Here is a 13790-nt window from a genome sequence, read left to right as displayed (position 1 = left end):
TCCATGAGCAACACGAACACCACGGAGGAGCGCGACCTCGGCCAGGCCGGGGAACAGCTCTCCACCGCCCCGCGCGAGGAGTCCGCGTCCTCCGTGCCCGCGATGGGTGTCATCGGCTGGGCCCGGTGGTTCTGGCGGCAGCTCACCTCGATGCGGGTCGCCCTGATCCTGCTCTTCCTGCTGTCGCTCGGCGCGATCCCCGGCTCGCTGATCCCGCAGAACAGCGTGGACGAGCTGAAGGTGCAGACCTTCAAGGACGCCCACACCGTGGTCTCCCCGGTCTACGAGAAGCTGCAGTTCTTCGACGTCTACAGCTCCGTGTGGTTCTCCGCGATCTACATCCTGCTGTTCGTCTCGCTGATCGGCTGCATCGTCCCGCGCACCGGCCAGTTCGTCGGCCAGCTGCGCGGCCGCCCGCCGGGCGCACCGAAGACGCTGACCAGGCTGCCCGCCTACACGACCTGGCGCACCGGTGCCGAGCCCGAGGAGGTCCGCGAGGCCGCCCTGCGCATCCTGCGCAAGCGGCGCTTCCGCTCGCACACGGCCGGTGACGCGGTCGCCGCCGAGAAGGGCTATCTGCGCGAGACCGGGAACCTGCTCTTCCACATCGCGCTGATCGTCATGCTCGTCGCGTTCGCCGGCGGGCAGCTCTTCAAGTCCGAGGGCGGCAAGCTGATCGTCGAGGGCGACGGCTTCGCCAACACGATCACCCAGTACGACGACTTCAAGTCCGGCTCGCTCTTCGACAACGACGACCTCGCGCCCTTCAGCTTCGACCTGGAGGACTTCGTCGGCACGTACGAGCGCAACGGGCCGCAGCGGGGCACCCCCCGGACCTACGAAGCCCGGGTGACGTACTCCGAGGGCGCGGACGGTGCGCCGAAGAAGAAGGTCATCGAGGTGAACAAGCCGCTCGTCGTCGACGGGACCAAGGTCTACCTCAACGCCCACGGCTACGCGCCGGTCATCTCCGTCAAGGACGGCAAGGGCAAGGAGGTCTACCGGACCGCCGTGCCCCTGCTGCCCATCGACAACAACGTCACCTCGACCGGCGCCATCAAGGTGATGGACGGATACAAGGACGCCGCCGGCAAGAAGGAACAGCTCGGCTTCCAGGCCTTCTTCGTCCCGACGTTCGCCGGTGACGGCCAGGGCACGATGTTCTCCCAGTACCCCGGAGCCGACTACCCGGTCCTCGCGCTCAACGGCTACTACGGCAGCCTCGGCGTCGACTCCGGACTGCCGCAGAACGTCTACCAGCTCGACACGTCCAAGATGAAGGAATTCAAGGACGGCAACGGCGACAAGCTCAAGAAGCGGCTGCGCCCCGGCGAGACCATGAAGCTCCCCGACGGCGCGGGCTCGATCACCTTCGAGAGCGTCGAGGAGTGGGCGAGCTTCCAGATCTCCCGTCAGCCCGCCGCCGGCTGGGCGCTGGGCGGCGCGATCGCGGCCATCTTCGGGCTCGCCGGGTCGCTGTTCATCCAGCGCCGCCGGGTGTGGGTCCGGGCCGTGCGCGGCGCGGACGGCGTCACCGTCGTCGAGATGGCGGGCCTGGGCCGCAGCGAGTCCGCGAAGCTGCCCGAGGAGCTGGGCGACCTGGCCGTCGCGCTCCACACCGTGGCGCCCACCGCGCCCGACCCCGCACCTGACCCCGCGCCCGAGACCGAGCCCGGACAACCTGCCGAAGCACCTGCCGAAGGGGCTGAGAAGTGAATCTCGCCGCCGCAACCAACGAGAACCTGGCACACACCAGCAATGTGCTGATCTATTCGTCGATGGCCGTCTACACCCTGGCCTTCTTCGCACACATCGCGGAGTGGGTGTTCGGCAGCCGCAGCAAGGTCGGCCGCACGGCCGCCGCGCTGACCGGTACGGGCTCCGACGCCGCGGTGGAGGTGCGGGTCGCGCAGAAGGGCGGCAGCACCGCCGTGCTGGAGCGCCCCCAGGTCGTCACGCGCTCGGCGGCGGGGACCCGGGACGTCCCCGACGGCCCCGGCGCCGCGGGCGGCACCTTCAAGGGCGACCTCTGGGGGCGGATCGCGGTCTCCCTGACCGTCGTCGCCTTCGCCGTCCAGGCGGGCGGAGTCGTCGCGCGCGCCCTGTCGGTGCAGCGGGCCCCCTGGGGCAACATGTACGAGTTCTCGATCACCTTCTCCACGGTGGCGGTCGGGGCCTACCTGATCCTCCTGGCGCTGCGGAAGAACGTCCGCTGGATCGGCCTGCTGCTGGTCACCACGGTCCTGCTGGACCTCGGCATCGCGACCACCACGCTCTACACCGACAGCGACCAGCTCGTCCCCGCGCTGCACTCCTACTGGCTGTGGATCCACGTCTCCACCGCCATCATCTGCGGCGCGGTCTTCTACCTCGGCGCCGTCGGCACGCTGCTCTACCTGTTCCGCGACAGCTACGAGAACAAGATCGCGAACGGTGGCACGCCCGGGAAGTTCGCCACCTCGGTCCTGGAGCGGCTGCCCGCCGCGAAGACCCTGGACACCTTCTCGTACCGCATCAACGCCGCCGTCTTCCCGCTGTGGACGTTCACGATCATCGCGGGCGCGATCTGGGCGGGCGACGCCTGGGGCCGCTACTGGGGCTGGGACCCCAAGGAGGTCTGGTCCTTCATCACCTGGGTCGCCTACGCCTGCTACCTGCACGCCCGCGCGACGGCCGGCTGGAAGGGACGCAAGGCGGCCTACCTGGCGCTGATCGCCTTCGGGTGCTGGCTCTTCAACTACTACGGCGTGAACATCTTCGTCACCGGCAAGCACTCCTACGCGGGGGTCTGAGCCCGCGGGCCGACCACGACTGCCCGTGCCCCCGACCGGGGCGCGGGCAGTCGCCGTGTCCGGGTCACGGTTACGAGGACGGCGTCAGGCACGTCGACTCCGGCGGCTTCCCCTCCGGCCAGGCCAGCGCCGCGAACCGCTGGTGGGGCGGGTCGGCCGCCAGCTCCACCAGCGGCACCGCCTTGTTGTGCGGGTTGCCGTGGTTGTCCAGGCAGATCCAGCCGCTGGCCCCGTTCACCCGCTGTTGGGAACCCTTCGTCAGGGGCCACTGGGTGCCGACCTCCTCCAGGGCCGGCAACTGCTTCCCGTCCGTCGCCCGCCGGACCGCAGCCACCGCCAGGGTCATCGCGTCATGGGCGATGATCACCTGGCCGTCCGTCAGGTCGTCCTTCGCTGTCGGCCCGATGGGCCCGGCCGGCTTCTTCTCCAGCCTGGCCAGCAGATCGGTGAACGCCTGGTAGTCCTTCTCCGAACCCCCCGTGAGCTCTCCGCCCTTCTCCTTCTTCGTCGCCGCCGCCGTCGCGGGCCAGGTGTCCGGGTGCGCCAGTGCGGCGTAGCGGACGGTCACCTTGCGCCGCAGCGCGTCCCGGTCGAGCTTCTTGTCGCTCCCGAGGTACGAGCCCTCGTCGCCGGTGAGGACGAGGAAGGCCCGGTTCTGACAGCCGCGCGCACCCAGGGCGTTGATGAACTGGCGCAACTGCACATGGCGGCCGGCGAAGTACACCGTCTCCGCGTCCGTGTCACAGATCAGGTGAGTGATCTGCTCGAAGGTGTTGGCCGTGAACCCCTCGTCGTTCGGGTCCTCACGCGAGGTGAAGAGCTGCGGCTCGTACCGGGAGCCCTCCAGCAGGGTGTTGAACGCCGACTTCAGGGTGTCCGTGTAGTGGTCGCCCTTCCGGGTGTCCTGCACCAGCAGCGCCTTGTCCGCCCGCACCCCGCCGATCGAGGTGAGGGCGCGTGCCTCGTCGTTGTTGGTCGGCGAGACCCGGGCCAGCCCGGGGAACGGATTGTCATCGGGCCCCGGCCCGTTGGCGATGTCGTCAGCGGTGATCGTGGAGCCCACGACCGGAATCCCGGCGCCGGTCAGCGCCTTCACCGCCTCCTTGGTATGGGTGCTGCTGATCGCGACGCCCGACACCGCGCGCAGCCGGTCAGGGGCGTCCGTCATCTTCTTCAGCCGGTCCACCACCGGCTGCCACCGCACGCTGTTGGTGCCGGTGTTGGCGAGGACCACGCGGATGTGCGGAACCTTTCCGTTCGCGTCGTGGTTGGCCGCGTACTGGGCGGCGTACGCCCCCTGGAGCTCGTGCAGCACCTTCGTCCGCATGGACGACTCGGTCGAGGTCAGCGGGAGCAGCAGGGCCACCGTCACATAGCTGTCCGCCTTCAGCGACTTGTTCTCCCGGCCGATCGCCGCGGCGACGGCCGTCAGCTGGGAGCGTCCGAAGTCGTAGCCGGTTCCGGACACCCCGATGCACTCGTCGCTGCCCTCGGGCCGTGCGACGCCCGCGGCGCAGGAGCGGTCCTCGGGTGTGGTGAGCCGGTCCACGCCGTACCAGCCGGCCGTGACCAGCAGGGCGCCCACCACGACCGACGTGAGGATCTTCTGCCGAGTGGTCCACCACAGCCGGTAGCGCAGCGGGTTACGCATCGGGACCACCGGCCCGGCGGCCGTACGGTCCGCTTCCGTCCGGTCCGGGTTCGCCGGGCGGCATGGAGAGCGCCCGCCAGTCCCGGAGGTCGCGGGGCCAGTGCGTGGCCGCGTCCCAGAGCTCCGCGTGTCCCGTCGGATGCCTGCCGGACAACTGCCGCAGTTCGTGCGCCATCTTGTCGATCACCTCTTCGTCCGGCAGGGCCAGTGGATCGGACAGCAGCCATACGGCGTGGAGCAACCGCCTCAGCTGCAGGTGGAGTTCGGCCGCCCGCTCGTCGAGCCCGGCGAGCGCGGCCCGTTCCTCGTCGGTCGTCACGGCGCGGCCGAGTGCGACGGCCCGTCGTGGATCGGGGCCGGTGCCGCCCGGCGGGCGGGGGAAGGGCGCCGAGGCGATGAACCGCAGGGCGTCGATCCACTGCGTCACGTCCGGGTGCGCGAACTGCACGCGCAGTTGCGTCACGCAGGCCTCCGTCCCGCCCAGCACCATGTCCTGGTACAGCCGGTGCGGCCCACTGCCACCGGCCGCCGCGTACGCCGAACGGAGCGTCTCGTGCACCGCGCGCCACACCGCGTAGTACGGCGGGTCGTCGTCCTGGAAGCGCAGCCGGTGGAGCAGCAGGGCCCGCAGCAGCGGGTCGGCGACGAAGTGCTCCGGTCCCACCTGCCAGTCCTCCGCGCGCAGCAGGTCCCGCACCCGCAGGGCCACATCGCCGTCCAGCGACTGCCCGCGCAGCCGTGTGGTGGCCAGCAGCCGGGCCGAGCCCTCGCCGTGCGCGGCGGCCAGCACGCTCAGTACATCCAGTCGCTGCCCGGGCAGCAGCCTTTCCAGCAGCTCCTCGGCGACCCGCACCGGCGACCGGTCCTCCCGCAGTGCCACCGTGCTGTCCAGCAGCGCCCCCGGCACCAGGGATCCGGGGTCCGGCGCCTGGCCCGCGGCCTGTGCCAGCAGTTCCACCCCGAGCGGGCGGCCGCCCGTCAGCCGGTGCACCCCGCGCGCCAGTCCGGCGGGGGTGCGGCCCCGCGGATCGTGCCGGTCGAGCGCCGACCGCACATGGGCCGCGTCCAGGGAGGTGAGGCCGACGGCCAGGATCCCGGAGGTCACCTCCGTGCCCCGCGCCCAGTGCGACGCGTGCGCCACCTCGGGCAGCCGTCGGCGGACCGCGTGGCTCAGCCCCGCGTGGTCCCGGACCCGGGAGGACGCGAAGACCGCGATCTGGTCCCGCTCACCGTCCGTGCGCCGCCGCAGCAGTGGCTCGACCAGATGCCGGCCGAGCGCCGTGTGCGCGTTGTCGAGGAGCAGGACCGGACGGCCCCGCCGGGCACCGCGCGCCACCCCTCGGTAGGCCTGCACGAGATCCGCGACCAGGGCGAGCACCAGGCGGTCCTCGGCGCGGCGGCGCAGGTCCCCGCCGCGCTCGAAGTCGACCGCGAGCTGCCGCAGGCCGACGCGTCCGTTGCCGCCCGCGTGCGCGTAGGTGCCGTACCACTGGGCCGAACGCCTCTGGGACCGGCTGAACGTCTCCTCCAGGACCGTCTCCACGGTCGCCTCGGCGACCAGGCCGGCCACGGGCGCCACGGAGTCGAAAGCCGCCGCCGCCAGTTTCGTCAGCACCTTGGTGACCCAGCCCGTCGCGGCGTCGCTCCGTGAGTCCAGCGTGGCCAGTACCGGGCCGAGCGACTGCAGATCGCGCTGGGCACGCGATTCGTCCTCCTGCCGCCAGGACACCGAGGCCACGGCCACCAGGCCCAGGCTCAGCCGGGGGAACTGCACGGGGCGGGCCGCGTGCACCCGCGCGGTGAGCTGGGTGGCCAGTTCCGGCAGCACCGCTGTCACCGGGGTCCAGCCGGGGCCGGGGTCGGCGGGCGGCAGCACGGCCTCGCAGTCCACGAGGGCGATCGGGGTGATCTCCCGGTACAGATGGCGGAGCTGCTTGAGCACGGCCGTCTTGCCCATGCCCCGGCCGCCGGTCAGCACGGCGACCGGCGGGTCGTCGCGGTGTTCGCAGACGACCCTGCGGGAGCCGTGCGGAGTGAGGCCGGTCAGGCGTGCCGCAAGTCCGTCGTCACCGAAGATCGCCTCGCGCCCGTACAGCTCTCGCTCCACAGCACCCCCCAGCACCGACGTCCGCCCCGCCACTCCGTCAACACAAGGGTATCGAAGGGGAGTTGGAGGAGAGTGCAGGTTTTCGGACGATCGGCGCGGCGGCCGGGCTCCCAGGGGCTCCCAGGGCCCTCGGCCCTGGGCCGTCGCTGGACGAGGTGCCGCCCCCGTCGCTGGACGAGGTGCCGCCCCGTCGCTGGACGAGATGCCGCCCCCGACGGGACCGGTGCCGCCCCCGCGGCGAGGGCCGGTCCGGCCTCTTCGGGGGCGGCGGTGAGCCGCGGAGCGTCCAGGCCGCCCGCGCCCGTCAGGCCAGCGGGGTGTCCAGGACCGCCTTGCGGTGGCTGAACGTCTCCAGGGAGTACCGGCCGTGGTAGTTGCCCATGCCGCTCTCGCCGACGCCGCCGAACGGCAGGTCCGACACGGTCAGGTGGGCCAGCGGCAGCCCGAGGCCCACCCCTCCGGACGAGGTCTCGGCCAGCAGCCGTTCCCGTACGGCGGGGGAGGTGGTGAACGCGTACAGGGCCAGCGGCTTGTCCCGGTCGTTGATGAAGCCGATGGCCTCGTCGAGGCCGCCGACCGTCACGATCGGCAGCACGGGGCCGAAGATCTCCTCGCTCATCACGGGTGAGTCGGGCGCCACGTCGGCGAGCACGGTCGGCGCGATGTACTTCGTGGAGCGGTCGTGGCTGCCGCCCGTCACCGTGCGGCCGGAGCCGAGAAGCGCCACGAGCCGGTCGAAGTGACGCTCGTTCACGATCCGGCCGTACTCCGGGTGGGCCGCCGCGTCCGGCCCGAAGAGGGACTCGACCGCGGCGGCGAGCGCGTCGGCCAGGGCCGGCGCCGTCTCCGGGTCGGTCAGGACGTAGTCGGGGGCGACGCACGTCTGGCCGGCGTTGAGGAACTTCCCCGCGGCGAGCCGGGCGGCCACCGTCCTCAGGTCCGTGTCACGGTCGACGAACACGGGCGACTTCCCGCCCAGTTCCAGGGTGACCGGGGTGAGGTGCCGGGCGGCGGCCGTCATCACGATGCGGCCGACCGTGCCGTTGCCGGTGTAGAAGATGTGGTCGAAGCGCTCGGCGAGCAGCGCGGTGGTCTCCGGGATCCCGCCCTCCACCACGGTGACCGTGTCGCCGTCCAGGTACTCGGGCAGCAGCCGGGCCAGGGCGGCCGAGGTGGCGGGCGCCAGCTCGCTCGGCTTCGCCACGACGGTGTTGCCGGCGGCGAGTGCTCCCGCGACCGGTGCGAGCAGGAGCTGCACCGGGTAGTTCCAGGGCGCGATGACGAGGACGACGCCGAGCGGGTCCTGCACGGTGCTCGCGGTGGCCTTCGCCAGGGCCGCCGGGACGGGGGCCGGCTCGGGGCGCAGCCAGTCCGCCAGGTGCTCCAGGGTGTGGTCGATCTCGCGGACCGTGAAGTCGATCTCGGTCCGGTAGGCCTCCTTGCGGCTCTTGCCGAGGTCGGCGGTGAGCGCCTCGGCCAGCTCGTCGCCCCGCTCGGTGAGCAGTGCGCGGAGCCGGGTCAGCCGGTCGGTCCGCCATGCGAGGTCGCGCGTGCGGCCGGTGCGGAAGGCCGCGCGGAGGCGCGCGACGACGTCGGCGGGGGTCTCCCGCACGGGTGCGGCGGTGCTCACAGGGCCTCCAGGATCTCGCGGGCGAGCTGCTCGGAGGAGGCGGGGTTCTGGCCGGTGTGCAGGTTGCGGTCGTGCACGGTGTGCACCGCCCACGGCTCGGCCGCGGCGTAGTCGGCGCCGAGCTCGGTGAGGCGGCTCTCCAGCAGCCAGGGCGCCTTGGCGGCGAAGCCGGCCTGGGTCTCCTCGGCGTTACTGAAGCCCGTCATCCGGTAGCCGGCGAACGGCCAGCTGCCGTCCTCGCGGCGGGCGGGCAGCAGGGCGGCGGGCGCGTGGCACAGGACGCCCACCTGGGTGCCGGAGTCCAGCGCGGCGGTGAGCAGGCGTCCGGACGCCTCGTTGACGGCCAGGTCCTCCATGGGGCCGTGGCCGCCGGGGTAGAAGACGATGTCGTACGAGGTGGGGACCACGTCCTCGAGCCGGGCGGGGATGCGGAGCGTCTCGTCGATCGAGGCGAGGTAGGAGGCGACGGCGTCGGCCTGCTCCTGGCCCCCGTTGGCCTCGGCGGCGAGGCTGCCGGCGTCCACGGTGGGCGCGACGCCGCCCGGGGTGGCGACGGTGATGTCGAAGCCGGCCTGGGCGAAGACGCGGTGCGGGGCCGCGAGCTCCTCCGCCCAGAAGCCCGTGGGATGGGCGGTGCCGTCGTTGAGGGTCCAGTGGTCGGCACCGGTGAGGACGAAGAGTACGGAGGTCATGGGGGGTGCTCCCTACGAGACGCGAGACGTACGACGCGTGGACATGAAGCTTGATATGCTCAAGCAATACCGTTCATGTAACGGGCCAAAGTTGAGCATGTCAAATGAATGCGGGTGCGTGGCGGACCTGGTCCGGCCTGTGGACCACGCCTGCCGATCGAAGGATGACCGACCATGACGAAGGAACCGGCACCCCGCGCCGTCCCTACGCCGGACGAACTTCTGGAACCCCTCGCCGTCGTCGTCCGCGGTCACCACGACGACCTCACCGCCGTCGCGGGCCGCCACGGTCTCAGCACCTCGCAGGCCCGTGCGCTGATCGCCCTCACCGAGCCCATGCCCATGAGCGTGCTCGCCGGTCATCTGGTGTGCGACGCGTCCAACGCCACCGGCCTCATCGGCCGTATGGAGGCCCGCGGCCTGGTGACGCGTACGCCCGCGCCCGGCGACCGCCGCTCCAAGGTGGCCTCCCGCACGGAGGAGGGCACGGAACTGGCGCGGCGCATCCGCGCCGAGATGAGGGTGGTGCACGGCGCGCTGGAAGCCCTCACCCCCGAGGAGCGCACCGCGCTGCTGCCCCTGCTCGACCGGCTGGGGCGCCTGCTGTCCTGACCCCCGCGGCCTCGCGGGCGGGCCGCGCAGCCCAGAGGCGACGGGGCCGGCTCAGGGGGACGCCGGCGGAGCCTGGTCCTCGGGCCCGGCACCGGACTCCCGGCGCTTGATCTCCTCCTCGCGGCGGCGCAGGTCCGCCTCCCAGTCCTCGAGGCGGGACTCCTGCTTCTCGCCCTCGTCCTTGCCGCTCTCGTCCTTCAGCGACTTGAGGAAGTCCGGGTTGTCGTCGGGCGCCACCCACGTGGTGCGGCGCCTGCGGGGCCACTCCGAGGACGCCCGGCCCTCGGCAGGCGCGGTACGCACCTTGCCCGCGACCAGCCAGACGACCGGGCCGACGATCCAGAACAGCAGGATGATGAAGACCCAGGCCACCTTCGGCAGGTGCTTCGCCTCGTCCTCGGGGGTGTTCAGGCAGTCGATGAACGCGAAGATCGTCAGCGCCAGCGGCAGGAGAAAGATCAGGGCCCTGAGCATCGTGCAAGATCCCCCGAGGTGAGGTGAGGAGGCGCACGGACCGCCCCCGCTGTCGGGCCCAGGGTAGCGGGTGTCCGATACTTGACCGTATGGCTTACGACGATCTTCGCTCCCTGCTCCGAGCTCTGGAGCGCGAGGGCGATCTCAAGCGCATCAAGGCCGAGGTCGACCCGTATCTGGAGGTCGGCGAGATCGTCGACCGGGTGAACAAGGCGGGCGGGCCCGCTCTGCTCTTCGAGAACGTCAAGGGGGCGTCCATGCCCCTGGCCATGAATGTCTTCGGGACCGACCGGCGGCTCCTCAAGGCGCTCGGACTGAAGTCCTACGCCGAGATCAGCGACAGGATCGGCGGTCTCCTCAAGCCGGAACTCCCGCAGGGGTTCGTCGGCATCCGCGAGGCGTTCGGGAAGCTCGGCGCGGTGACCCACCTCCCGCCGAAGAAGGTGAAGTCCGAGAGCGCCCCGGTCCAGGAGGTCGTCCTGACCGGCGACGACGTGGACCTCGACCAGCTGCCCGCGCTCTTCACCTGGCCCGAGGACGGCGGCTCCTTCTTCAACCTGGGCCTCACCCACACCAAGGACCCCGAGACGGGGATCCGCAACCTCGGGCTCTACCGGCTGCAGCGCCACGACAAGCGCACCATCGGCATGCACTGGCAGATCCACAAGGACAGCCGCAACCACTACCAGGTCGCCGCCAGGCGCGGTGAGAAGCTGCCCGTCGCCATCGCGTTCGGTGCCCCGCCCGCGGTCACCTACGCCTCCACCGCGCCCCTGCCCGGGGACATCGACGAGTACCTCTTCGCCGGCTTCGTCCAGGGCAAGCGGATCGAGATGGTCGACTGCAAGACGGTCCCGCTCCAGGTCCCGGCCCAGGCCGAGGTCGTCATCGAGGGCTGGCTGGAACCGGGCGAGATGCTGCCCGAGGGGCCGTTCGGCGACCACACCGGCTTCTACACCCCGCAGGAGCCGTTCCCCGCGCTGAGGATCGACTGCGTGACGATGCGGAAGCGTCCGCTGCTGCAGTCGATCGTGGTGGGCCGGCCGCCCACCGAGGACGGTCCGCTGGGACGGGCGACCGAGCGGTTCTTCCTGCCCCTGCTCAAGATCATCGTGCCCGACATCGTGGACTACCACCTGCCCGAGGCGGGCGGCTTCCACAACTGCGCGATCGTGTCGATCGACAAGAAGTACCCGAAGCACGCCCAGAAGGTCATGAGCGCCATCTGGGGCGCGCACATGATGTCGCTGACCAAGCTGATCGTGGTCGTGGACTCCGACTGCGACGTCCACGACCTGCACGAGGTCGCCTGGCGCGCGCTCGGGAACACCGACTACGCCCGGGACCTGACGGTCACCGAGGGGCCCGTGGACCACCTCGACCATGCCTCCTACCAGCAGTTCTGGGGCGGGAAGGCGGGCATCGACGCGACGCGCAAGCTGCCCGAGGAGGGGTACACGCGGGACGGGGGCTGGCCGGAGATGGTCGAGTCCGACCCGGAGACGGCGGCGAAGGTCGACCGCCGGTGGAAGGAGTACGGCCTGTGAGCGCATCGGCCTCGGCCGCGGCTGTCCCGCAGCCGCGCAGCAAACCCCGCGCGTTCCTGCGGCTGGTGATGATCGAGCACTCGGTCTTCGCGTTGCCCTTCGCGTACATCGCCGCGCTGACCGCGATGTTCCAGCTGGACGAGAACATCCACTGGGGCACCCTGCTGCTCGTGACCGTCGCGATGGTCGGGCTGCGGACGTTCGCGATGGCCGCCAACCGGATCATCGACCGGGAGATCGACGCCCGCAATCCGCGTACGGAGGGCAGGGAGCTGGTGACCGGCGCGGTCACGGTGAAGTCGGCGTGGACCGGCGCGATCGTGGCCGTCGTCGTCTTCCTGGCGGCAGCCGCGCTGCTGAACCCGCTCTGTCTGGTCCTCGCGCCGGTCGCCGTCGTGCCGATGGTCGTCTACCCGTACGGCAAGCGGTTCACGAACTTCCCGCACGCGATCCTGGGGCTCGCCCAGGCCATCGGCCCGATCGGCGCCTGGCTGGCCGTGACCGGCAGCTGGTCGTGGGACGCGGTGATCCTGGGGCTGGCCGTCGGCATCTGGATCGGCGGCTTCGACCTGATCTTCGCCTGTCAGGACGTCCGGGCCGACCGGGCCCACGGGGTGCTCTCCTTCCCGGCCCGGTTCGGGATCCCGGCCGCGCTCTGGGGCGCGCGGGTCTGCCACGTCGTGACGACCGGACTGCTGGTGTGGTTCGGGCTGGCGACGGACGCGGAGATCTTCTACTGGATCGGTATGGCGATCGTCGCCGTGGCCTTCGTGTACGAGCACCGGGTCGTGCGGCCGCACGACCTGTCCAGGCTGAACAGGGCCTTCTTCTCGGTCAACGGCTTCATCGGGATCGCGCTCTTCGCCTGTGCGCTCCTCGACCTGCTGGTGCGGGGCCTCACACCGTGACGTAGCCCTTCGGACCCTGGGGGCGGCGGGGGCGGCGGAAGGCGAACGCCGCCACCACCCCGCCCACGAGCCCGAAGAGATGGCCCTGCCAGCTGATGCCCGAGTCGGTCGGCAGCACGCCCCAGAGCAGGGAGCCGTAGACCGCGGCGACGGCCACGCCGACGACGACGTCCAGGGGGCGCCGGTCCACGAAGCCGCGGACCAGCAGGTAGCCGAATAGCCCGAAGACCACGCCGGACGCGCCGAGCGTCACCGTGTTCGGGGGCGCGGTGAGCCAGACGCCGAGGCCGGACGTCACGATCACCACGAGGACCACGGCGGCGAGCCTGCGTATCCCGCCGAGGGCGGCGATGAAGCCGAGCACCAGCAGGGGGACGGTGTTGGAGGCCACGTGCTCCCAGCCGCTGTGCAGGAACGCGGACGGCACGACGTCCGCCAGCTCCGAGGGCTCGCGCGGGCTGACGCCATAGGTGTCGAGGGAGTTGCCCGTCACCATGTCGACGCCTTCCAGCAGCCACAGCAGGGCGATCCAGGCGATCATGACCCCGCCGGCCGTGACGGCCCGCGCGGTGGCGCTCGTGCGTGTGACCGTCATGGTCACCCCCTGTCCATGGCTGTTCCCTCATCGGGTGCAACGTGCGGAGCCCCTGGCTCAGTTCCTGGAGCGGGGCGCCGGATAGGCTCGGAGGTGTGAGAGCCGGGACTTCAGACAGTCAGCAGCAGCGCAGGCCTTGGATTGTGGGGGTATCGGGTGCATCGGGCACGCCCTTCGCGGCCTCGGTGCTGCGCGGGCTGCTGGCCGCCGGGGAGTGCGTCGACCTGGTGGTCAGCCGCGCCTCGCGGCTGACGCTCCTGGACGAGACGGGGATCGCCTTCCGCGACGCCCACTGGCGGGAGGACCTGCGGAGCTGGCTGGCGCGGGGCGCTGACGGCAGGCCGGACACCTTCCGGCCGGACATCGGGGGCGTACGCCACTGGGCGGCCGGCGATCTGGCGGCCGGTCCGTCCTCGGGGTCGTACCCGGCGAAGGGGATGCTGATCGTCCCGGCGTCGACGGCGTGCGTGGCCGGGGTGGCGCTGGGCCTTTCGAAGGACCTGCTCCAGCGGGCCGCGAGCGTGACGCTCAAGGAGCGGCGGAAGCTGGTCGTGGCCGTGCGCGAGACACCGCTCAGTGGCCAGACCCTGAAGCAGATGGTCGCGCTGGACGAGGCGGGCGCCGTGGTGCTGCCCGCCTCTCCGGCGTTCTACGCGGGGGCGACGCACATCCAGGATCTGGTGGACTTCGTCGCCGGGCGGGTGCTGGACGCGGCGGGAGTGCCGCACCAGCTGTACCGCCGCTGGGAAGGGGAGCTCGGTGGTGCCGCCCGGGACTGACCT

12 protein-coding genes are annotated in these 13790 nt (G+C 71.5%); 6 read left to right on the top strand and 6 right to left on the bottom strand.

Annotated elements, in window-relative coordinates; translation table 11 throughout:
* The first annotated feature begins 3 nt into the window (after positions 1-3).
* Together ACIRJR_RS31525 and ccsB are read left to right on the top strand one after the other, a co-directional pair.
* Positions 4-1716: a cytochrome c biogenesis protein ResB gene (locus tag ACIRJR_RS31525; protein ID WP_403786942.1), complete on the top strand. Its 1713-nt coding sequence runs from the start codon at positions 4-6 to the stop codon at positions 1714-1716.
* Entirely contained in the window at positions 1713-2792 is a 1080-nt protein-coding gene (gene ccsB / locus ACIRJR_RS31520; protein WP_403786940.1) for a c-type cytochrome biogenesis protein CcsB, read from the top strand. The genes ACIRJR_RS31525 and ccsB overlap by 4 nt, the downstream gene beginning before the upstream one ends.
* 70 nt (positions 2793-2862) lie before the next feature.
* Here the strand turns inward: ccsB and ACIRJR_RS31515 are convergent, their stop codons facing one another.
* The 4 genes from ACIRJR_RS31515 to ACIRJR_RS31500 form a co-directional block, all read right to left on the bottom strand.
* Positions 2863-4443 (bottom strand): ABC transporter substrate-binding protein, encoded by a 1581-nt coding sequence (locus tag ACIRJR_RS31515; protein WP_403786938.1) that lies wholly within the window; start codon positions 4441-4443, stop codon positions 2863-2865.
* Positions 4436-6550: a hypothetical protein gene (locus ACIRJR_RS31510; protein ID WP_403786936.1), complete on the bottom strand. Its 2115-nt coding sequence runs from the start codon at positions 6548-6550 to the stop codon at positions 4436-4438. The genes ACIRJR_RS31515 and ACIRJR_RS31510 overlap by 8 nt, the downstream gene beginning before the upstream one ends.
* Positions 6551-6854: 304 nt before the next feature.
* Complete coding sequence (locus ACIRJR_RS31505; RefSeq protein WP_403786934.1) at positions 6855-8180, bottom strand: aldehyde dehydrogenase family protein; 1326 nt, start codon at positions 8178-8180, stop codon at positions 6855-6857.
* Positions 8177-8872: a type 1 glutamine amidotransferase domain-containing protein gene (locus ACIRJR_RS31500; protein ID WP_403786932.1), complete on the bottom strand. Its 696-nt coding sequence runs from the start codon at positions 8870-8872 to the stop codon at positions 8177-8179. The genes ACIRJR_RS31505 and ACIRJR_RS31500 overlap by 4 nt, the downstream gene beginning before the upstream one ends.
* Positions 8873-9046: 174 nt before the next feature.
* Here ACIRJR_RS31500 and ACIRJR_RS31495 point away from each other — a divergent pair, with 174 nt between their 5' ends.
* Positions 9047-9484: a MarR family winged helix-turn-helix transcriptional regulator gene (locus tag ACIRJR_RS31495; protein ID WP_403786930.1), complete on the top strand. Its 438-nt coding sequence runs from the start codon at positions 9047-9049 to the stop codon at positions 9482-9484.
* A 51-nt stretch (positions 9485-9535) separates the two neighbouring features.
* On the opposite strand, the gene ACIRJR_RS31490 is transcribed toward ACIRJR_RS31495, so the two are convergent.
* The gene (locus ACIRJR_RS31490; RefSeq protein WP_403786928.1) at positions 9536-9958 is read right to left on the bottom strand and encodes a PLD nuclease N-terminal domain-containing protein; all 423 of its coding nucleotides are present in this window, start codon (positions 9956-9958) and stop codon (positions 9536-9538) included.
* Between the two features lie 89 nt (positions 9959-10047).
* On the opposite strand from ACIRJR_RS31490, the gene ACIRJR_RS31485 reads away from it, so the two are divergent.
* Together ACIRJR_RS31485 and mqnP are read left to right on the top strand one after the other, a co-directional pair.
* Positions 10048-11505, top strand: a complete 1458-nt coding sequence (locus ACIRJR_RS31485) for a menaquinone biosynthesis decarboxylase (RefSeq protein ID WP_403786926.1) — start codon at positions 10048-10050, stop codon at positions 11503-11505.
* On the top strand, positions 11502-12413 hold the full coding sequence (mqnP, locus tag ACIRJR_RS31480; protein WP_403786924.1) for a menaquinone biosynthesis prenyltransferase MqnP: 912 nt from the start codon (positions 11502-11504) through the stop codon (positions 12411-12413). The genes ACIRJR_RS31485 and mqnP overlap by 4 nt, the downstream gene beginning before the upstream one ends.
* Here mqnP and ACIRJR_RS31475 read toward each other — a convergent pair.
* On the bottom strand, positions 12403-13008 hold the full coding sequence (locus ACIRJR_RS31475) for a rhomboid family intramembrane serine protease (RefSeq protein WP_403786922.1): 606 nt from the start codon (positions 13006-13008) through the stop codon (positions 12403-12405). The genes mqnP and ACIRJR_RS31475 overlap by 11 nt on opposite strands.
* A gap of 95 nt (positions 13009-13103) precedes the next feature.
* On the opposite strand from ACIRJR_RS31475, the gene ACIRJR_RS31470 reads away from it, so the two are divergent.
* A complete protein-coding gene (locus ACIRJR_RS31470) occupies positions 13104-13787 on the top strand; it encodes a UbiX family flavin prenyltransferase (protein WP_403786920.1) in 684 nt (227 codons plus the stop codon).
* The last annotated feature ends 3 nt before the right edge of the window (positions 13788-13790 follow it).

The sequence above is a fragment of the Streptomyces sp. NPDC102402 genome (assembly GCF_044765765.1).
Lineage (GTDB): Bacteria > Actinomycetota > Actinomycetes > Streptomycetales > Streptomycetaceae > Streptomyces.
This window is presented reverse-complemented; position numbering and strand designations above follow the sequence as displayed.